Source organism: Nocardia sp. NPDC004068, assembly GCF_042874315.1.
Taxonomy (GTDB): Bacteria; Actinomycetota; Actinomycetes; order Mycobacteriales; family Mycobacteriaceae; genus Nocardia.
Genome location: NZ_JBIAMW010000005.1, coordinates 312265 through 332681, shown reverse-complemented (window position 1 = coordinate 332681; position 20417 = coordinate 312265). Strand labels below are relative to the sequence as shown.

The following is a 20417-nucleotide window of genomic DNA, read 5'->3' as shown; positions in this document are numbered from 1 at the left end:
TATCCGGACCCGATGTGGCCCAAGGTAAGCCGAGGCCCCGGCGGCGGCAACACGATCGAGGGAGAGATACCCAATTGCGGCGCAACCGTATCCGCGCGGAAGTAACGTTTCACCAGCGTCTTCGTGGGAATCTCCGGAAGGATGCGGGCCGACAGGCCCGCCGATTCGCCCCAGAAATGAAACAAGTTCTCATAGGCTGTAGACATGGAACGCATGACCGGACTGGACGCCAGTTTTCTGTACCTGGAGACCGATACCCAGCTGCTGCACATCTGCGCGCTGATCGTTCTCGATCCGGTCGCGGACGGTGCCAGCTACGAATTCGCCGCGCTGAAGGCCGAACTCGGGCGGCGGCTGCATCTGATTCCGGCGATGCGCCGCCACATCCATCGGGTGCCGTTCGATCTGGACCATCCGGTCTGGATCGAGGACGCGCACTTCGATCTGGACTATCACGTGCGCCGGGCCGGGCTGCCCGCGCCGGGCGGCCGGCGCGAACTGGCCGAGCTGGTCGGCGATATCGCCGGGCGGCCGCTGGATCGGACGAAACCGTTGTGGCAGTTGTGGGCGATCGAGGGACTCGACGGCGGCAAGGTCGCCGTGATCACGAAGTATCACCACGCCGCGGTGGACGGGGTCACCGGCACCCAGATCCTGTTGCATCTGTGCGACCTCGAGCCGGGCGTGCGCTACCCCGATCCCGAACCGGGTGACCGGGTGGCCGAACGCGCGCCCGACGATCTGCGCTTGGCCGCCGAGGGGCTGCTGCGGTTCCCGACGAAACTGGGCGCGGTCGGCATGCTGCCCAAGACACTGGGTATGGTCAACGGATTCTGGCAGCGGCGGCGAAACGCGATGAAGGGCATGGCCGTTCCCTTCACCGCGCCCCGCACCCGGTTCAATCGCACGATCAGCCCGCATCGTTCGGTGGCGTTCACCAACTCGTCGCTGGGGGATGTGAAGGAGATCAAGGCGGCGTTCGGGGTGACGGTCAACGATGTGGTGCTCGCGGTGGTCGCGGGGGCGTTGCGCGACTATCTCGCGGCGCACGACGAGTTGCCCGACAGTTCGCTGTTCGCCTCGGTCCCGGTGTCGACGCACGAGACCACCCGGCACGAGCGCGGCGCGAACAAGGTGTCGACACTGTTCTGCCGCCTCTACACCGATGTCGCCGATCCGGTGGAGCGGCTGCGGCTCATCGCGGAGGCCAATGCCGGGGCCAAGCGGGAACACGATCTGATCGGCGCGGACTTCCTCCAGGATTGGGCGAAGTACGCCCCACCCAACACCTTTCAGCTCGCGGCGCGCGCGTATTCGTCGTTCAAACTCGCCGAGAAGCACCCGGTGGTGCACAATCTCGTGATCTCCAACGTCCCCGGCCCGCGCGCGCCGTTGTACTTCCTTGGCTACCGGGTCGATTCGATGTACCCGTTCGGGCCGGTGTTCCACGGGGCCGGGCTGAACATCACGGTGCTGTCGGTCGGCGGGAACCTGGACTTCGGGTTCATCGCATGCCGGGAGTCGGTGCCGGATGTGGAAGCGATGGCGGACGCGGTGCACGATTCGATGCGGGCGTTGCTGTCCGCGGCGAGGGAACGCGGGTGAGTTGGCGTATTGCCCACTGCCGCAAGCTGATTGATCCGGCGCTCAAGGCACTGTCCCGGCACGAGAATCGGATCGCCTCCCGGAGCATGAAGCGAGGCTCGAGGTCGCATCACGGGCACGAGGCGTGGGCCGAGGTCGCCTCACGGGCACGAGGCGAGGGCCCAGGCCCCTCACGGGCACGAAGCGAGGGCCGAGGTCGGCGCGGGGACCGGTGGCGGGGAGGTCGTCGGTGAGGTGGGCGGTGGTGGCGGGGTCGGGTCGTAGAGGCGCAGGCCGGTGCGCTGGGTCGGGCCGGGGGTGATCACGATGTCCGGGATTCGGAGTTGGTGGCCCTCGGTGTCGGTGATCAGGGCGGTGAACGGGCCGGGGCCCGCACCGGAGACGGCCCAGGAGTTGTCGGGGCCGCGGGTGAGGCTGCGGTCGGGACCGCTCGCGTGCGGGCGGATCTCCACGTGGCTCAAGGGATTTCCGGTGTCGGCGAAGACGAGGGCGAGCCAGGCGCCGGAGGATCCGTTCTGGACGCGATAGGTCAGCTCCGGGGGCGGTACGGGATCGTGCACGCGACTCACCCGGATCGGGGCCACGCCGTCGCCCTGATCGGCGACGCGCGTGAACGCGGCCGTACTCAAGTCGTACCGTCCCGGCGCACAGCCGGGGCAGCGGTCCACGACGACGGCCCGCACGGACCCCAGCGGCCCCTCGATGTCGAGGTACTCCCCGCACGCCGCGCCGCCCGCGTATTCGTCGCTCGGCACGCCGACGTAGTAGCCGTCCATCGGCAGGTCGGGGAACGAGCACGCGACGTTCCGATCGAAGGTGTAGTACCGGGCCTGTCCCTCGCGCGGCGGGTCCCGACGCTCGACCAGCGGAAGTGGTTGCGGCGCGGGCGCATTGGGCGCCGCGGTCGTGCCGGAGGCGGGCGCCGCGGACACCGAAGGGGGTGCGGCGGTCGCGATGGGGGCGGGGCGATCGGCCGCGGGCGAGCCGTTCGGTTCCGAGGCGGATGCGATCGAGGCGGAGGGGCCGGGCCCGACGGCGGTCGATGCCGATCGCCCGGCCCGGGCGTCGGCGACGGTGCCGGCCCGGTCTCCGGCAGCGGTGGGTGCGGGAGGACATGCGGGTGACCGGGGATGGACAACCCAGAGGACGACGACGATGACGGCTGCCAGGACGAGGGCGCCCAGGGTCCACGGCCAGGCGGCGCGGACGTGTTGCTGTTGCGTTACCCGATGCATGTCACCGGCCTCCGGTCACCTCACTTCGCGTTTCTCCCAGCAAAGCAGCAGAGCGGGGCGAAGTGGAGGCGAATTCCGAACTCGGCGAGCGAAACTCGGCGTGTCCGCGGCGTGTCAGGGGACGAGGACCGCGGCTCCGGCAAACCTTCCGTGGGCGAGGTCGGACAGGGCGCGGTCGGCCGTGTCCAGGGCGTACGGGTGGACGGTGACCTCGAGGCGGTGCTCGGCGGCGAACGCCAGGAATTCGCGGGCATCCCGGCGGGTATTGGCGGTGACGGAGCGGATCTCGCGTTCCTGGAACAGGTGCCGCTGATAGTGCAGCGGCGGGATATCGCTGAGATGGATGCCCGCGATCGAGAGCACCCCGCCGCGATCCAGCGCCGCCGCGGCGGGGAGTACGAGATCACCGACCGGCGCGAACAGGATGGCCGCGTCCAGTTCGACCGGCGGCGGGTCGGCCGCGCCCTGCGCCGACGCCGCCCCCAGCGCGAGCGCCAGCTCCCGGGCGGCCGGATCCCGGGTCATCACATGGACTTCCGCGCCCTCCGCCAATGCCACCTGCGCCGCCAGATGCGCGCTGCCGCCGAATCCGTAGATCCCCAACCGGCCGCCCGCCGGAAGCGCGGCCCGCCGCAGCGCCCGGTATCCGATGATCCCGGCGCACAGCAGCGGCGCGAGTTCGGCATCGGTGTACCCGCCGGGCAGCGGATGCGCGTAATCCGCTGGCACCGTGGCGAATTCGGCATAGCCACCGTCGGCGTCCCACCCGGTGTACCGCGACTCCGGACACAGATTCTCCGCCCCGCGCAGGCAGAACTTGCACACCCCACACGTATGCCGCAACCACGCGATCCCCACCCGGTCCCCGACCGCGAATTCGCCCACCCCGGCCCCCACCGCGACGACCTCCCCCACCACCTCGTGCCCCGGGACCACCCCCCGCCGATGCACGGCCAAATCCCCTTCCGCCACATGCAGATCCGTCCGGCACACCCCGCACGCCAGTACCCGAACACCCACCTCGCCCACGCCCACCTCGGGCACCCCGACCCGCCCCCACTCCATCGGCCCGCCATCGATCGCCCCCGGCCGCACCACCCGCCACGCCCCCATCGACCCGCCGCTCACCCGAACCCCTCTCGCTCGACGTTCCCCGAGCCTAATGAGCGGACCGCCGCACGCGGCCGATTGCTTTAGCGGCGGTGTCCTGCTGGTCGACGAATCGCACGCGTTCGGCGACCGGGCCGTCCGGCGCGGGCACGGTGGCAGGGATCGGGGCGTTCCGGCCGTCGGGCCGGAAGGGCGCGTCCACCCAGGTCGACGGCCCGCGGTCACCCTGCGGGAGCACAGGCGGGGAATTATCGTGGGCCCCATGCGGATTCGACGGTTTCGGCGGGCCTATCTGGCCGCGGAGTATGTGGCGCTGTTCTTCGGGGGGACGACCGCGTACAACGCGGTGTTGCGGGGGAAGCCGCCGATCCCGGCCCTGCTGGCCCTCGCGGCGGGGGCGACGGTGTATCTGCGGCGGTCGAGGGATTTCGATCGGAAGTCGTTGTGGCGGGCGGAGGCCCTGCGGCCCCAGGCGGGGGCGATGGCGCTCACGGCGGGGGCGAACGCCGCGGCCTTGACCGCGGGGGTGGCGGTGCTGCGCCGGGCGGATCTGTTCGATCTGCCGCGGCGCAGCCCGCTGCTCTGGTTGGCGGTGATGCTGTTGTATCCGGCGGTGAGCGTGTATCCGCAGGAAGTGATCTATCGGTCGTTCCTGTTCCACCGGTACGCGCCGGTGTTCGGGGAGGGGCCGGGGCTCGCGGCGGCGAGCGCGCTGGCCTTCGGGTACGTGCACATCATCTTCGGGAGCTGGTTCTCGGTGGCGGCCAGCGGAGTCGGCGGGTGGCTGTTCGCGATGCGGTACCTGCGCACGCGGTCGTTGTTCGCGGCGACCGTCGAACATTCGGTGTACGGGATGCTCGTGTTCACGATCGGCCTGGGCCGCCACTTCTACCACGGCGCGGCACCGGCCGCCCGCGTGCGGCTGGGCGGCCGGTGACCGTGGGTCAACGCAGTTCGAACACCTTGGCCTGACCGGACACCACGGTGTCGTCGCGATCGACGAGCGCCGCCCGCACCTGCACGGTCTGGCCCGCCGCGAGGCCGGCCCCGGTCAGCACGACCACCGTGGACTGCTGCTGGCCGTCGCAGACGACGCCGGTCTCACTGCCGGTGGCCGAGGGCTGATCCGCCTGCGGATCGCCGACCATGACCTTGACCGCGACCACCCCGGCGTCGGCGTCGCAGCTGTAGTTCACCCCGATATTGATCGGACCGACGCCGGTGACGTCGATGCTGTTGGCGGCGAACGCGGGCCCGGCGGCGACGGCGAGCGCGGCGCCCAGCGCCCCGAGTACGGTCACGGTACGGGCCGAACGCCGATACTTCCGAAGAATTTCCATGGATCTCGTCCTCCTGCGTGGCGGAAGTGGATCGCGGAACACACTCGGTCGAATCCATCCTGCCCGACCGCGGCTACGGTGTCAGCACGATTCGGCCGAACACCTCCCCGGCGTCCATCTTCGCGTGCGCGAGCGCGGCCCGATCCAACGGCAGCACCTCGTGCACCACCGACCGCAGCTCGCCGCGCGCCACCGCGCCGAACTGTTCGATCCGCACCGCGTGCAGATCGGCGGTCGGCACGGTGTCGGCGCTGAAGGTGCCGAACGAGATCGACCGCCGGAACGCCGCGAGGATCGCCGCGCCGAAGTCCGGCGGCGGGAATCCGCCGACCACCCCGAGCGCGACCATGCGGCCGTTCGGCGCGAGCCGGGACAGGAACGACGGCAGCTCCGGCCCCCCGACCAGATCGAGGACGACGTCGTATCCCGACTCCGCATCGGACCCGGACCGATCCAGTACCTCGGTCGCGCCCAAGGCCCGCAGCCGCGCCCCGCGCTCGGCCGACGACGTCGTCACCGCCACCACTCCCGCCCCGCCGCGCGCCGCCAATTGCACGGCCAGCACCCCGATGCCGCCCGCCGCGCCACGCACGAGCACCTTCTCCCCCGGCGCGAAACCCGCACGCGCCAAACCGAATTCGGCCACCGTACCGGACGTCCCCACGGTCACCGCGTCGGCGGCCGCGATCTCGTCGGGCAGGGCGAGCACCTGCTCGATCGGCGCCACCGCCCGCTCGGCGTAGCCGCCGCCCGTCCCGGTGAACGCCCACACCCGCCTGCCGATCCACGCCCGGTCGACATCCGCGCCGACCACCGACACCACCCCGGCCACCTCGCTTCCGGGTACATGTCCCGCGGTGAATCCGTAGCTCCCGACGGTCCCGCGCCGGATCACCGCGTCGACCCCGCCGACGCCGATGGCCTCGGTGTCGATCACGACCTCGCCGCGCGCGGGCACCGGGTCGGGCCGCTCGGCGACCGCGAGTTCACCGGGAGAACCGAATGTCCGAATCTCGACTGTCCTCATGCGGCCGAAGCTAACGGACGCCCCCGTCCACTTCGCTAAAGTGAGAGCGGTGCCCGACCGTTTGCCTCACCCGTTGCGCTCCGACGCCCGCGACAACCGCGAACGCATCCTCACCGCGGCCCGCGACCTGTTCGCCGAGCAGGGCATCACGGTGCCCATGCGCGAGATCGCCCGGCGCGCGGGCGTCGGCCCGGCCACCCTGTACCGGCGTTTCCCGACCAAGGAGATCCTCGCGACCGAGGCGTTCGCCGATCAGATGCGGCAGTGCCGCGCCATCGTCGAGACCGGGCTCGCCGACACCGATCCGTGGCGCGGCTTCCGTTCGATGATCGAGAACCTCTGCGAATTGCATTGTCACAACCAGGGTTTCACCGACGCGTTCATGGCGTCCTATCCCAAGGCGCTCGATTTCGCCGCCGACCGCGAATACGCCCTGGCCGCGGTCGCCGACGTGGCCCGCCGCGCGCAGCGGGCCGGTCACCTGCGTCCGGATTTCCTGCCCGACGATCTGATCCTCGTGCTCATGGCGCATCGCGGCATCCGCGCGAAATCGGCGGCCGCCCGGATCGCGGCGTCACGGCGGTTCGCCGCGCTCATGATCGAGGCGTTCCGCGCCGCCCCGGACCGCCCGCCGCTGCCACCGGCGGCGCTGCCGGTGGGGTCGACTCGGTGAGACCGGTCAGCACCGACGGCAGCGGGCCCTCGTGCAGCACCCCGAGGCGCTGGGTGGCGCGGGTCAGGGCGACGTAGAGTTCGGCCGCCCCGCGCGGACTCTCGGCGAGGATGCGTTCGGGATCCACCACCAGCACCGCGTCGAATTCGAGTCCCTTGGTCGCCGACGCCGGAACCGTGCCCGGCACACCCACCGGGCCGATCACCACGCTCGTGCCCTCCCGGCCCGCCTCGTCGCGCACGAATTCCGCTATGGCCGAAGGCAATTCGGCCGCGTCGACCCGCCGCGACCACGGCCGGACACCGCACGCGCGCACCGAGTCCGGCGGCTGGACCTCCGGCGCAAAATCGGCGAGCACCGCCGCCGCGACGGCCATGATCTCGGCCGGGGTGCGATAGTTCACCGTCAGCGAGCGGTACTTCCAGCGACCGGGGACATACGGCTCGAGCATCGCCGCCCACGACGTCGCGCCCGCGGGCGAGCGGCGCTGGGCCAGATCGCCCACGATGGTGAACGACCGGCCCGGGCAGCGCCGCATGAGCACCCGCCAGTCCATCTCCGACAGCTCCTGCGCCTCGTCGACCACGACGTGCCGATAGGTCCAATCCCGGTCCGCCGCAGCGCGTTCGGCGAGTTCGCGGGTGTCGCGTTCGATGAACCGTTCGGCGAGGTCCTCGGCGTAGAGCATGTCGTGGGCGAACAGATGGTCCTCGTCGTCCATCATGTCCTCGCGGTGGACCAGGATGTCGAGCACGCCCGCGGTGTACTCGGCCTCGGCGCGGCGTTCGCGCTCTGCGGTGTCGTCGGCGGGTTTGTCGCGGCCCAGCAGATCGACCAGTTCGTCGAGCAGCGGGACGTCCGAGATCGTCCAGGCGTCGCCGTCGGCCCGCCACAGCGCCTCGTCCGCGCCCGCCGCGCGCAGCCGCTCCCTCGACGAGAACAGTTGCGCCAGTAGGGTTTCCGGGGTCAGGATCGGCCACAGGGCGTCGAGGGCGGCGGTGAACCGCTCGTTGTCGGCGAGTTCGGTGAGCACGTCGGACCGCAGCTGCGCCCAGGCGTCGCGATCCTCGCGGGTCAGCCATCCGCGACCGATGCGGCTCGTCGCGCGTTCGGACAGCACGTAGGTGAGGATCTCGCGGAACACCGTGCGCGCCTCGTTGTGCGGCAGGCCGCTCGCGCGCGCCTCCTCCCGCGCCCACTCCGCGGTCTCGGCGTCGATGCGGGTCGTGACATCGGCCAGTTCGATCGGCAGCGGCTCGGCGGGGACGCGCTGCCGGTCGGCGATCGCGGCGGCGAGGACGTCGAGGATCCGCAGCGATCCCTTCAGCCGCGCGGCCTCGGGGGTGTCCTCGGCGGTGACGCGCAGGCCGGGCACGAGATCGCCGGTGGTCGTGAACACCACATTCGTCTCGCCCAGCGACGGCAGCACCCGCGAAATGTGCCGCAGGAACGCCGGATTCGGCCCGACCACGAGCACCCCGTGGCGTTCCATCCGCTCGCGCTGGGTGTAGAGCAGATACGCGACACGGTGCAACGCCACCACGGTCTTCCCGGTGCCCGGACCGCCCTCGATCACCAGCACGCCGGGGTGCTCGAGGCGGATGATCTCGTCCTGTTCGGCCTGGATCGTCGCCACGATGTCGCGCATGCCCTCGCCGCGCGGCGCGTTGACGGCCGCGAGCAGCGCCGCGTCACCGCGTTCCCCGCCGCCCGGACGGCCGAGCACCTCATCGGTGAAGTCGACGATACGGCGGCCTCTGGTGAGGAACTGGCGGCACCGCGCCATGTGCTCCGGATTCGCGGCGGTGGCCGTGTAGAACGCGCGCGCGGCGGGCGCCCGCCAATCCAGCAGCAGCGGTTCGAAGTCGTCGGCCTCGTCCTGGATGCCGATCCGCCCGATGTAGCGCCGCTCCCCGGAGTCGGCGTCCAGCCGCCCGAAGCACAGGCCGTTGTCGGCCACGTCGAGCCGCTTCGCCTCCCGGGCCAGCGTCCGCACCTCGACATCGCGTTCCATCGGCGACCCGCCGGTTCCCCGCAGGGCCGCCCGATACTGGTCGCGCACCCGCGCCCGCTCGGCGTCCAGCCGCGCGTACAGGTCGGTCACGTACTCCTGCTCGGACCGCAGTTCGTCGTCGTACGTCTGAGTCGACATTCCCCTCCATCTCAGCTTTTCCGCAGGCACACGCCTCAGGCCAGCCATTGTGCGGCACCCCCGGGGCCTTGCGGCAAGCCCCGGGGTCGGCTATATGTTGAAAGTGGAAGGGAATCTTCCTCAGGCGTGCTTCGCCACATCACCCCCGCTCTCCTGCGAATTCGCGCCGCGGCGCGCACGTTTGCCGCGTGCCACCTCGGTGGCCAGGGCGTCCAGCGGCTGTGCGAAGGCGGCGAGCGGATCGATCAAGTGCGCCAACCATTCTCGGGCCGCGTCCAGGCCCGTACGGTCCAACGCGTAGAACCGGCGGGTGCCCTCCGCGCGCACGCGGACCAGCCCGGCGTCGCGCAGCACCTTCAGATGCTGCGAGACGGCGGGCTGGGAGATGGCCGCGCGCTCCCGGACCGCCGCCACGATCGCTCCCGCGGGCCGCTCGTCACCGGCGACCAATTCGAGGATGTGACAGCGGACCGGATCGGCGAGGGCCTGGAAGATCTCGGCCGGACCGGCGTTCATCGAATCCGTCAGCCCTGCTCGGGCTCGATCGTGTAGAACTCCACCGTCCGCTCGGCGGCCGCGTGCGCGGTGTCCGCGTCGTCCCCGTCGGCGACCGCCGCCTCCGCCCAGCCCCGCGCCGCGACCCGTACGAACTCCGTACCCTCCGGCGTCGTCGGGAAGGCCAGGCCCTCGGCCGGATCCACCGCGACCCCGCTGGCGGTGTACAACCCCAGCGCCATGAACAGCAGATCCCAGCCGACGCCGACCGCGCCCGGACCGAATCGCGTCCACATATCCGGGTCGACGACCGCCTCATGGACCAGCTCGAGCGTCGTGCCCGCGTCGGCGGCGGTGAGCGTCACCCGCACCCACGACACCTGATCACCCATCCCCCAGGTGAGATCGAAACGCGTTGGCGGATCACAGCTTTCGACCACCCCGCCCGCGTGGCCCTCGAGCTGGTAATGCCCGCCGACCTTCAGGTCGCCGGTCACCGGCAGGAACCAGCGCGGGATCCGCTCGGCGTCGGTGAGCGCGTCCCACAGATCCTCGCGATCGGTCGCGTAGGTGCGCCGCGCGACCGCGATCCGGGTCGGCACACCGTCCCGCGATCCGGTCCGGACCTCGCGCGTGGTCAGCCCGGCGATGGCCGCCGGGTCGGTGAGCAGGGGCATGACATCTCCTCCTTCATAAGTTTTTACTTATATTAGCGGATGTCCTCCGCCGCGGCGAGGCGCGCGAGCAATGTGTCGGCGAATTCGGCGGTGTGGGTGACGTAGCCGACGTGGCCGCCGGGCAGTTCGAGGACGGGGCGGTCGAACAGTCGGCCCAGCTCCCGCGTCACGCCGTGGTTCGGGTATCCCGCGCAGGCGCGACCGAGGGCCGGGATGAGCCGAAAGGCCCAGGGGCGCAACGATTCCGGGTCGATCTCCACGGAGGTGTATTCGCGCAGTTCGCGTTCGAACCAGTAGGTGACGTTGGCGAGTCCGAAAGGCGCGTCGGTGGTGCGGGCGCGCGTCATGACCTCGTGGTCGACGGGCGGGAAGGTGCGTTCCCGGAACGCGGCCAGCGCGGGTTCGGGGCCCTCGCGCCGATAGCGCCGGTAGAGCTCGGCGAAGAAGGCGATCCAGTCGCCGCCACCGTCCGGGAGGAATCGCATGGCCGCGGGCTCGAAGGCCACGACGGCCCGGACCACCGACGGGTGATCGACGAGCAACCGCAGCGCGACGACCGCTCCCGAACTGCTGCCCAGCACGATCGCCGGTGCGGCGCTGAGACTTTCGATGAGCGCGCGGACGTCGTCGGCGTCGGTGGCGAGTCGGCGCGCGTAGTCCTGCGCGCCGACCAAGGCGCTGCGGGTGAAACCGCGCCGATCGTAGGTGACGACCGTGTAGTGGCGGGCGAGCCGCTCCGCCAGCCCGGCGAACGCGTGGGCGTCGCCGTTCGCGCCGGGCACGAGCACCAGCAGCGGACCTTCGCCGCGCACCTCGTAGTACAGCCGCGCACCAGGCACCTCCAGAGTGCTCATGACGCGGATCCCCGTCCGGAGGCCGCGGACAGCCGCAGCAGCACGGCATTGCGGTAGGCGATATCGGTGCTCTCCGTGAGGAATTCGGCGATCGCGGCCAGTTGCCGCTCGTCGAAGCGATCCAGGAGTCCGGCGAGATCGCGGCGCATGGGCTCGACGGCGTGATGGATCTCCGCCGCGCGATCGTCGTTCACGAACAGCGTCTGTTTGCGTCGATCGATCGGATCCGGTTCGCGCCGTAGGTATCCCGCGCGTTCCAGGCGCGCCACCACCCCCGCGATCGCGCCCGTGGTCAGTCCCGTGAGGGCCGCCAGGCGGCTGGCGGTGATCCCGGGGTGGTCGCGCAGCAGGTCCAGGCATTTGTGATCGCTCGGGGCCAGGGCGAATTTCTCGGCGAGGGCCTGGTGGAACAGCACGGTCGCGGTGGCGTGCCTGCGGCCGATGCTCTCCAGTATCGAGGTCGTGTAGGCCGCTCGGTCGTTGTCCGTCATCGTTCTCCCTTACAAGTTCGCTTAGATACTAAGCGATCTACTGAGAGTTATCCAGACTCGGGGATGACATCTGTCATGGACGGGTCGTGACGAACCGTCGGGGCGGCGCGGGCCGCGCGGCCATAACTTGGTATGCGACACCGAAACTGGGAGTTAGGAATTCGAGATGACCGCCACCACCGCCACACCCGCCGCCCCGGGAATGGACCGGCGCGCGTTCGCCCGGCAGATGCTCCGCGATGTGGGGTTGCCGCTGGCCGCGTACTACGTGTTGCACGCGCTCGGGGCGAGCAATCTGGTCGCGCTGCTGGCGGGCACCGTGCTGTCGGCGGCACTGTTGCTGATCGAGATCGCGCGCTCGCGGCGGATCGACCTGTTCGCGGGGGTGATCCTGGTGGGCTTCGCGCTCGGACTGGCCCTGACCTTCGTCTCCGGAGACGACCACTTCATGATCGCGAAGGATTCGATCGGCTCCGGCGTCATCGGCTGCGCCTTCCTGGGCAGCCTCGCCCTGGGCAAGCCGCTGATCTACGTGGCCGCCCGTCGGGGCCTGGCCTCGTCGAACCCGACCGCGCTCGCCGCCTTCGACGAGCGATACCGCACGCGACCCGGCATGCGCCGCTCGCTGCGGATGCTCACGATCCTCTGGGGCGCGGGCCTGCTCACCGAGGCCGTCGTCCGCGTGGTGCTCGCCTACCAACTGCCCATCGCGACCATGGTGTGGCTGTCGACGGTCCTCATGATCGCCACGATCGGCGGCCTCATCGGGCTGACGGTACTGCTGGTGCGCCGCTGGCGAGCAGCGGCCGACGCTCGTTAGTCTACGCGAATCGATCTGTGGGACAATGAGATTCGAGCCCCGGAGGCGATCGCGCGCGACACGCGACAACACGCCGAAGGGATTCGAACATACTTTCGACTCGAGCTATGCTCGTCCGCATGGTCAGCTCCCGACACGAAGTGATGCACCGGATCTTCCAGCACGATCCGACGGTGTTCGCTCGGGCCTTTCGCGCCCTGGGTCTGCCGTTTCCGGATCCGATGGAGGTCGTACTGGAAACGTGCGACCTCACCGAGATCAAACCCGTCGAACGCCGGGTGGACACGGTCCTGCGGATCGAGTCCGCCCAGGGGTCGTTCCTGCTGTTGGTGGAGGCGCAACAGCGGGACGATCTCGACAAGCCCGCCGCGTGGGCGTACTACGTGGCGTATTGCCATGCCAAATACCGCATTCCGGTGATCCTCGTGATCGTGTGCCACGATCCGATCACCGCCAAGTGGGCCAGACGCCCGATCCGGGTCGAGGTGGGCGATTGGGTCAGCATGACCGTGCTCCCCTTCGTCCTCGGCCCGGACAACGTTCCCATCGTGACCGACACCGACTCGGCGGCCGCCGACATACCCCTGGCCACCCTGTCGGCCGTCACCCACGCCGCGGATCCCCGCATCGGTGCCATACTGAACACGCTGGCCACGGTGCTGAAACGACTCGACCCCGGCGACGAGGACCGAGTCATTTTCCGAGAACTCACCGAACTCGGCCTGGGTGCCACCCCGGCCGCCGACCTGTGGAGAAAACTGATGCCCGTCGACTCGTCGTTCTTCCGCTCCGAGACCGCGCGCCGCGTGCGCGCCGAAGCACGCGCCGAAGGCTTGGCCGAGGGTAAGGCCGAGGGCTTGGTTGAGGGCAAAGCCGAGGCATTGACCGGAAGCATCCTGAGAATCCTCACCCGCCGCGGCATCGACCTCACCGACGCCGACCGCGAGCGGATCACCAGCTGCACCGACCTTGCCCAGCTCGATGTCTGGCTGGAACGCGCCATCACCGCCGAGACGGCCACCGAGGTCTTCGGCGACCGATGATCGCCTCCGGCTGCCGTGACCTCCATTGATACGGTCGACGCGTGTCGTCGATCGAGGCCGGGTTCACGGTGCCCATTGCTCGGGTGCGGGCGATCGTGGAGTTGGCGGGGCGGCGGGGGTGGGATGGGGAGTCGATGTTGGCGGGGGCCGCGATCTCGCCGGAGTTGTTGCGGCAGGGGCGGGCTCGCGTGACCGTGGATCAGGCCGTGCGGATGGCGCAGGGCCTGTGGCGGGTGACCGATGACGAGTTGTTCGGGCTGGGGCTGGGGCCGATGCCGCGCGGCACGTTCCGGTTGGTATGCTTCGGATTGTTGGGCGCGCCGACGGTGGGGGCGGCGGTGCGGCGGTTCATCCGGTTCCAGAAGTCGTTGCCCGGATTTCCGCCGCTGGAGTTGACCCTCGACGGCGAGGAGGCGCGAATCTCGTTCGATATCAGCGAGATTCGACATCCCGCCGGGGTGATCATCGACACCATGCTGATGATCGCGCATCGGTTCCTGGGCTGGGCCGCGGGGGGACGGTTGCGGTTGCGGCGGGTCGAAGTGCCTTATCCGCCTTCGGGTTTGGACGACTACGAGCAGATCTTCGGTGCGCCCGTGATCTTCTCGGCTCCCCGCCCGGCCCTCGTGCTCGACGTCGCCGCCCTCGACCGCCCGCTGATCCGCGACGAGGACGACCTGCTCGAGTTCCTGCGCGACGCACCCTCGGGACTGTTCGCCCGCCGCGACTACTCCGTCTCCCCCGCCGCCCGGGTGCGCCGGATCCTGGAACGCACCCCGCACGGCAGCGACCCCGGCGTCGAGGACATCGCCGCCGAACTCGCCATGAGCCCGCAGACCCTGCGCCGCCGCCTCCGCGAGGAGAACACCTCGCTGCGCCGCATCCGCGAACAGGTGCTGCGCGACGCCGCCATCGCGAGCCTGGTCCGCGGCGAGGAGACCCTCGCCGCCCTGTCCCGCCGCCTCGGCTTCTCCGAACCGAGCGCCTTCTCCCGCGCCTTCCGCCGCTGGACCGGCAGCCCGCCCGGCTCCTACCGCGCCCTCGGCGCTCCCGCCGCCACCCCGGAGGCCCGGTAGGCCGGGCAGCGAGGCCCGGTAGGCCGGGGCGAGGCCCGGTAGGTCGGGCCCAGCGAGGCCCGGTGGTCAGGCCAGCGAGGCCCGGTAGGCCGGGCCACGAGGCGAGCGATCCGGTCAACGAATCGAGCGAAGCGGTCATTGGCGCGCGCCGACGGCGTCGATACCGTCGGCAGCACGTATTCGATCAGGAGGAGTTCCGCCGTGCCTTTGCACCGTTCCCCGTGGATGGACGAGGATCTGGACGCGCTGTCGGAATTGGCGCGCCAATTCTTCGAAAAGCAGTGCGCGCCCAACGAAGACCGCTGGGGACGTCAGCACCACGTGGACCGCGAGATCTGGAACAAGGCCGGCGAGGTCGGCCTGTTGTGCCTGAGCATCCCCGAGGAATACGGCGGGGGCGGGGGCACCTTCGCGCACGAGGCGGTCGCGGCCATCGAACAGACCCGGGCCTTCGCGCCGAGCCTCGGCAACCCGGTGCACTCGACCATCGTCGCGCACTACATCAACTCCTACGGCACCGAGGAGCAGAAACGGGCCTGGCTGCCGAAGATGGCCACCGGCGAGATCGTGGCCGCCATCGCCATGACCGAACCGGGCACCGGCTCGGATCTGCAGGGCATCCGCAGCCGCGCCCGCCTCGACGGCGACGAGTACGTCATCAACGGCGCCAAGACCTTCATCTCCAACGGCCTGCTCGCCGACCTGGTCCTCGTCGCGGTCAAGACCGCGGAAGGCAAAGGCGCCGACACGGTTTCGCTCATCGCCGTCGAGACCGACCGTGCGGGCTTCCGCCGCGGCCGCAACCTCGAGAAGGTCGGCCAGCACGGCCAGGACACCTGCGAACTGTTCTTCGACGACGTGCGCGTCCCCCGCACCAACCTGCTCGGCGCCACCGAGGGCCTCGGCTTCATCCAGCTCATGCAGCAGCTGCCGCAGGAACGCCTGATCCTCGCGGTCAGCGCCGCGGCGGCCATCGAGAAGACCGTGGAGATCACCGTCGACTACGCCAAACAGCGCGAGGCGTTCGGCAAGCCGATCTTCAACTTCCAGAACACCCAGTTCGTACTCGCCGAATGCGACACGATCAAGTCGGTGTCCTGGGCCTTCCTCGACGACTGCGTCGCCAAGCACCTGCGCGGGGCCCTCGACGTGCCGACCGCCGCCAAGGCCAAGTGGTGGCTCACCGACCAGCAGTGCAAGGTCGCCGACGAATGCCTGCAACTGTTCGGCGGCTACGGCTACATGGCCGAATATCCGATCTCCCGGGCGTTCACCGACGCCCGCATCCAGAAGATCTACGGCGGCACCAACGAGATCATGAAGCTGATCATCGGGCGCAGCCTCTAGGGGTTGTCAGGCATGTCCTGACACCGTACTGTCAGGACATGCCTGACACCTGGTACACGAACACCCGCTGTTCCTTCTGCCACAAGCGCGGCCCCGAGGTCACCAAGCTGATCGCGGGGCCCGGCGTGCACATCTGCGATCAGTGCGTCGACCTGTGCGTGCTGATCCTGAAAGATCAGCCCGGCACCGACGCGCAGACGCCGCGCGTACCCATGTGGGAGTCGATGACCGAGGACGAGATCCTGGACCACCTGCCGAAGATCGTGGCGGTCCAGCATCAGGTCGACGACAATCTGCGCGAATGGATCGCCCACCTGCGCACCCGCAATGTGAGCTGGGAGCGCATCGGCGCGTCGATCAACATGTCCCGCCAGTCGGCGTGGGAACGGTTCCGCTGAATCCCGTTCAGTCCGTGGGCAATTCGGTCCCGGTCGCCGCGGCCTTGGCGGCGACCTCGTCGGGGAAGACGTTGCGGAACAGGTACAGATCCTGGCCGAGCCGCCAGCCCGGGGCCAGCGCCACCGCGTAGCGCTCGAAGTAGCCGAGCTGCTTGCCCATGAGGATCAACTGTTCGGGGCCGAAAGCCCCACGGCGCTTACCGAATTCGACCAGCCGCGCCGCGACCTTGCCCATGTCCAGCTGCGCGAGTTTGCCCGACAGCACCGGCGCGAGCGCGGTCGCCAGCTGGCGGCCGATGGTGGCGTCGTCGCCGGAGTCGGCGTCGAGCAGATCCAGTTCGCGCAGCGCGCGGGCCACCGGGCGGAAGTCGCCGTCGATGGCGCTGGCGTGGAACAACGCGCGCACGAATTCGCGCCACTGCGGGGTCATCTTGCCGACGATGCCGAAATCGAGCATGGCCGCGCGGCCGTCCTCGAGCAGCCACAGGTTGCCCGCGTGCACGTCGCCGTGGAAGAGGCCGTGCACCACAACGCTTTCCACCCACGCCTTGACCAGGCGGCGGATCAGCAGTTCGGGGTCCGGGTGCACCGCGCGGATGTCGTCGAAGCGGTCCAGCGGCATGCCGCGCATCCGTTCCATGCACAGCACGCGTGGGCCGCTGTAGTCCCAATAGACCTCGGGCACAACGACTCCGGCGTTGTCGCCGAAGGCGTGCAGATTCGTGCGGGCGCGGGTCTGGTTGTCGGCCTCGTTGCGGAAGTCCAGTTCGGCCACGGTCGTCTCGTACAGGTCGCGAACCACGCCCTCGGCGTTGGCGACCCGCGCGTTCTCCGACCGCTTCTCCATCAGCCGCGCCAGCCGCAACGCCGCGCGCAGGTCCACGATCATCCGGCGCGCGATGTCGGGGCGCTGCACCTTGACCACGGCGGGGCGGCCGTCGGCGAGCACACAGCCGTGCACCTGGGCGACCGAGGCCGCCGAGAGCGGGGTGTCGTCGAATTCGCGGAACAGTTCGGCGATCGGCTTGCCGAGATCGGACTCGATGATCGCGCGGGCGTCGACCGCCGGGAAGGGCGGCACGTCGTCGAGGCAGCGCAGGCAGGCGTCGGCGAGTTCGCGCGGGAACGCGCCGGGCGAGGAGGCGATGAGCTGGCCGAGTTTGACGAACATCGGGCCGAGCACCTCGAAGCCGTCCACCATGCCGTCGGCGACCGCGCGGCGCCGCTTGCGACGGCCGATATTGCCCGCGAGCACCCGCTTGACCACCGACCCGCCGAGCACGGACCCGATCACGGCCGTGCGCCGGAACTCCGCGAACCCGAATTTCTCCAGCGCGGGTCGTAGCGGCGCGTCCGCCGCCTGCTCCTCGGTCCCCACGGCCGCGGCGGTCATCGCCCGACCACCCCGACCGTCCGTGCTCCAGCCAGATTCATCTGCACCGCTCCGACCGCCTTGTCCTCATCGTTCGAAACGCCATGTCGTCGCGCCACCCTACGGGTATACGACGAAAAGTCTACGACCCACCCTGCCGACACGCGGACGGCGGGCGGGCGGCCCCGCTGTCACAGCGGTCGTTCCCGCCCGGCGACCACCCACGAGTGACCGCCATATCGACCTCCGAAGCGGCGTGCCTATGCGGCACCGGGCGGCGCACTCTCGTACCAGGAACGGCTGACCCCCGTGCAAGCTCGATCCCGGACATGCGACTGCCCGCCGGGCGGGGTGGGGAGGTCCGCCGCCGGGCGGGCAGTCGGGGGGCGGGAGCGCCAGGGTGTTGTCACCGCCACCGGGATTCAGGTCTGTTCGGTATTGCTTCCTTACGGTAAAGCCGCGGCGGACGGTAAGGGAAGCGGGCGGGGGGATCTCCTTCATATCTCACGATGATTCCGGCGAAGTCGCGGTGACAGCGCACAATCAAAGGAATACAAGCCAATTCGAGGCGCGATTCCGGCGGTCTCCGAAATCACAAGTGCCCGGTCGGCACGCCCGTGAGTTGTCCAGTCCCAGAGGCAATCACGAGGCGATCACGACTCCGTGCCGCATCATCGAAAGGCAGTATTCCCGCCGCGCATCGGCCTTTTGGAGATCCATGTTTCTCAATGCGAACCTCGTCCGAATGTTCTGTGGCGCCGTGGTATTCACGGGTGCGCTGTTCGCCGCGCCCACACCCGCCCCGCCCGCCCACGCCGACGCCCTGCCCGTCGCCGTCGCCCGCGGCCCCGAGACCGCGATCGTGGTGCTGGGCTACGGTTTACGCCCCGACGGCACCATGCGCGACGAACTCATCGCCCGCCTGCAGGCCGGATACGTCCAGGCCCTGCTCTCCCCCCGCTCCCCCATCATCGTCACCGGCGGCAACCCGCGCGCCGGGGTCACCGAGGCCGACGCCATGGCGGGCTGGCTCATCGCCCGCGGCATCGCCCCCGACCGCATCCACCTCGACCCCGCCGCCACCGACACCCTGGAGAACGCCGCCAACTCCGCCGACCTGATGCGCGCCCTCGGCGCCGCCGACGCCGTCCTGGTCACCTCCGCCGACCACATGTCCCGCGCCGCAAGCAATTTCACCGACGCCGGAGTCTCGATAGTCGCCGAGGTAACCCCCGACTTCCTCCACCCCCTCCTCGCCATCCCCTTCGGCGCCTGACCCCAGCCCCACCAACCCCAGCCGCACCCTTTATTCCGATCCGCACCCCTTTCAGAGCCATATAAGGGGTGCGGATACGAATAAGGGGTGCGGCTGGGGTGGTGTACAGGGGGTCAGGGGGTGGTGGAGAGGTCGTGGGCGAGGAGGGCGAGGCTGGCTCGGGCTATGCCGGAGGGGGCGGCGGGGTCGAAGCCGGTGAGGCGTTCGATGCGGCGGAGGCGGTGGCCGATGCTGTTGGCGTGCACGCGCATTCGGTGGGCGGTGGCCTTGCGGTCGAGGCCGGTGTCGAGGAAGGCGCGGAGGGTTTCGAGGAGTTCGGGGTGGGGGGTGAGGGGGTTCAGGAGGGCGGCGAGGTGTTCGCGGGCGGGGCCGGGACGGGTCATCTGGTATTCGACGGCGACATCGGCCATGTGATAGAGGCCGGGCGGTCGGTTGAGGGCCCGGACCAGGTCGAGCAGGTCGGCGGCCTCGGCGGCGAGGTCGGGGATGCGGTCGGTGGGGCCGGTGACGACGGTGGCCATGAGCGAGACCGAGGCGGCGGCGGAGAGGACGTCGAGGGTCTCCGCGGTCATGGCCAGGCCGCCGGTGACCGAGGGCGCGTCGTCGACCGGGACCAGGATGGTGCCGCCGTCGGTCGACAACAGCGACAGCGCCCGCGAACCCAGCACCGACGCCAGCGCGCTCTGCAACCGGCGCAGCTTCCGCCGCGCGGCGACCTCGGTGTGCATGCGCGGGTTGCGCTCATCGGGATGCGGCGGAATCGACAGCGCCACAACCTGATACGTCTCGGCGACGGTGATCCCGGTACGCCGCGCGAGCATGGTGTTGCCGCGCCCGCTCAGCAGCGCCGTCACCAGGGTCTGCGCGGCCGTCTGATGCTGACGCGCGGCGAGCCGGTGCTGATCGAGATAGGCGGCCGACGTGGCGATGGTGACGGTCTCGAGCAGCCGCAGCACCTGTTCGGTCCCGGCCAGCAGTTCGGCCGAGCTCGGCGAGTGCTCGCCGACGACGCGTTCGAATCCGCCGCGGATCGCCTCGTGGTAGGCCCGCAGCACGGTGTCCAGGTCGATGCCCTCGCGCGCCCACGACTCGGCGCGGCCGACCAGTTCGGGCATGCGGCCGTTGAGGGCGTAGGGCGTCTGGAACGCCGCGGCCAGGCAGTCGCGCACACCCGCGGCGGGTTCGGTGGGCTCGGCGCCGGGGCGCTCGGAACGGAAATGCTCGGCCATTCGCGTCGCCAGGGTGACGGTGACGACGTCCGATGCGGTGGGGCTCATCGCTTCGCTCTCCAGACTTCGAGTCTCGATGCGGATTCCCGCCGGGCGCCAGGGGTGAGAACGCGTCCGGCGGGCGGTCCACCACCGCATACGCGCATCGCGCACGAAGGGGGTTGGACTTCGTCATGGGCGACGTCGCGTGACCGGAC

General features: G+C 70.1%; 20 protein-coding genes. 9 read left to right on the top strand and 11 right to left on the bottom strand.

All coding sequences use genetic code 11. The features are described 5' to 3' along the window. The first annotated feature begins 204 nt into the window (after positions 1–204). Positions 205–1605 (top strand): wax ester/triacylglycerol synthase family O-acyltransferase, encoded by a 1401-nt coding sequence (locus ACFYTQ_RS15055; RefSeq protein ID WP_387360859.1) that lies wholly within the window; start codon positions 205–207, stop codon positions 1603–1605. Positions 1606–1775: 170 nt separating this feature from the next. On the opposite strand, the gene ACFYTQ_RS15050 is transcribed toward ACFYTQ_RS15055, so the two are convergent. Continuing rightward, positions 1776–2840 (bottom strand): expansin EXLX1 family cellulose-binding protein, encoded by a 1065-nt coding sequence (locus tag ACFYTQ_RS15050; RefSeq protein WP_387360857.1) that lies wholly within the window; start codon positions 2838–2840, stop codon positions 1776–1778. Positions 2841–2954: 114 nt separating this feature from the next. Beyond that, positions 2955–3953, bottom strand: a complete 999-nt coding sequence (locus ACFYTQ_RS15045) for a zinc-binding alcohol dehydrogenase family protein (protein ID WP_387361308.1) — start codon at positions 3951–3953, stop codon at positions 2955–2957. 259 nt (positions 3954–4212) lie between these two features. On the opposite strand from ACFYTQ_RS15045, the gene ACFYTQ_RS15040 reads away from it, so the two are divergent. Then, entirely contained in the window at positions 4213–4887 is a 675-nt protein-coding gene (locus ACFYTQ_RS15040; RefSeq protein ID WP_387360855.1) for a CPBP family intramembrane glutamic endopeptidase, read from the top strand. A 7-nt stretch (positions 4888–4894) separates the two neighbouring features. On the opposite strand, the gene ACFYTQ_RS15035 is transcribed toward ACFYTQ_RS15040, so the two are convergent. Beyond that, positions 4895–5290 (bottom strand): hypothetical protein, encoded by a 396-nt coding sequence (locus tag ACFYTQ_RS15035; protein ID WP_387360853.1) that lies wholly within the window; start codon positions 5288–5290, stop codon positions 4895–4897. 73 nt (positions 5291–5363) lie between these two features. Then, positions 5364–6317, bottom strand: coding sequence for a zinc-binding dehydrogenase (locus ACFYTQ_RS15030; RefSeq protein WP_387360851.1), 954 nt, complete (start codon positions 6315–6317; stop codon positions 5364–5366). Between the two features lie 49 nt (positions 6318–6366). On the opposite strand from ACFYTQ_RS15030, the gene ACFYTQ_RS15025 reads away from it, so the two are divergent. Continuing rightward, positions 6367–6990, top strand: a complete 624-nt coding sequence (locus tag ACFYTQ_RS15025) for a TetR/AcrR family transcriptional regulator (protein ID WP_387360849.1) — start codon at positions 6367–6369, stop codon at positions 6988–6990. Here the strand turns inward: ACFYTQ_RS15025 and helR are convergent. The 5 genes from helR to ACFYTQ_RS15000 form a co-directional block, all read right to left on the bottom strand. Further along, complete coding sequence (helR, locus tag ACFYTQ_RS15020) at positions 6911–9142, bottom strand: RNA polymerase recycling motor ATPase HelR (RefSeq protein ID WP_387360847.1); 2232 nt, start codon at positions 9140–9142, stop codon at positions 6911–6913. The two genes, ACFYTQ_RS15025 and helR, sit on opposite strands and share 80 nt — an antisense overlap. A 120-nt stretch (positions 9143–9262) precedes the next feature. Next, positions 9263–9658 carry an ArsR/SmtB family transcription factor gene (locus tag ACFYTQ_RS15015; RefSeq protein ID WP_387360845.1) on the bottom strand — a complete coding sequence of 132 codons (396 nt, stop codon included), beginning with the start codon at positions 9656–9658 and terminating at the stop codon, positions 9263–9265. A gap of 8 nt (positions 9659–9666) precedes the next feature. Next, positions 9667–10314, bottom strand: coding sequence for an SRPBCC family protein (locus tag ACFYTQ_RS15010; RefSeq protein WP_387360843.1), 648 nt, complete (start codon positions 10312–10314; stop codon positions 9667–9669). Between the two features lie 32 nt (positions 10315–10346). Further along, positions 10347–11168 carry an alpha/beta fold hydrolase gene (locus ACFYTQ_RS15005; protein WP_387360841.1) on the bottom strand — a complete coding sequence of 274 codons (822 nt, stop codon included), beginning with the start codon at positions 11166–11168 and terminating at the stop codon, positions 10347–10349. Next, positions 11165–11659, bottom strand: a complete 495-nt coding sequence (locus ACFYTQ_RS15000; protein WP_387360839.1) for a MarR family winged helix-turn-helix transcriptional regulator — start codon at positions 11657–11659, stop codon at positions 11165–11167. The genes ACFYTQ_RS15005 and ACFYTQ_RS15000 overlap by 4 nt, the downstream gene beginning before the upstream one ends. A gap of 166 nt (positions 11660–11825) precedes the next feature. Here ACFYTQ_RS15000 and ACFYTQ_RS14995 point away from each other — a divergent pair, with 166 nt between their 5' ends. From ACFYTQ_RS14995 to ACFYTQ_RS14975, 5 genes are all read left to right on the top strand, one after another. Next, entirely contained in the window at positions 11826–12479 is a 654-nt protein-coding gene (locus tag ACFYTQ_RS14995) for a VC0807 family protein (protein ID WP_387360837.1), read from the top strand. A gap of 119 nt (positions 12480–12598) precedes the next feature. Further along, a complete protein-coding gene (locus ACFYTQ_RS14990) occupies positions 12599–13522 on the top strand; it encodes a hypothetical protein (protein WP_387360835.1) in 924 nt (307 codons plus the stop codon). Positions 13523–13563: 41 nt separating this feature from the next. Next, positions 13564–14598 (top strand): AraC family transcriptional regulator, encoded by a 1035-nt coding sequence (locus ACFYTQ_RS14985; protein ID WP_387360833.1) that lies wholly within the window; start codon positions 13564–13566, stop codon positions 14596–14598. A gap of 201 nt (positions 14599–14799) precedes the next feature. After that, a complete protein-coding gene (locus ACFYTQ_RS14980; RefSeq protein ID WP_387360831.1) occupies positions 14800–15945 on the top strand; it encodes an acyl-CoA dehydrogenase family protein in 1146 nt (381 codons plus the stop codon). Positions 15946–15983: 38 nt separating this feature from the next. Then, positions 15984–16343, top strand: a complete 360-nt coding sequence (locus tag ACFYTQ_RS14975; RefSeq protein WP_387360829.1) for a ClpX C4-type zinc finger protein — start codon at positions 15984–15986, stop codon at positions 16341–16343. Positions 16344–16350: 7 nt separating this feature from the next. Here the strand turns inward: ACFYTQ_RS14975 and ACFYTQ_RS14970 are convergent, their stop codons facing one another. Beyond that, positions 16351–17736 carry an ABC1 kinase family protein gene (locus ACFYTQ_RS14970; RefSeq protein ID WP_387360827.1) on the bottom strand — a complete coding sequence of 462 codons (1386 nt, stop codon included), beginning with the start codon at positions 17734–17736 and terminating at the stop codon, positions 16351–16353. A gap of 739 nt (positions 17737–18475) precedes the next feature. Between ACFYTQ_RS14970 and ACFYTQ_RS14965 the strand changes: the two genes are divergently transcribed. Further along, positions 18476–18991, top strand: coding sequence for a YdcF family protein (locus tag ACFYTQ_RS14965; RefSeq protein ID WP_387360825.1), 516 nt, complete (start codon positions 18476–18478; stop codon positions 18989–18991). Positions 18992–19104: 113 nt separating this feature from the next. On the opposite strand, the gene ACFYTQ_RS14960 is transcribed toward ACFYTQ_RS14965, so the two are convergent. Continuing rightward, on the bottom strand, positions 19105–20268 hold the full coding sequence (locus ACFYTQ_RS14960) for a PucR family transcriptional regulator (RefSeq protein ID WP_387360823.1): 1164 nt from the start codon (positions 20266–20268) through the stop codon (positions 19105–19107). Positions 20269–20417: the final 149 nt, after the last annotated feature.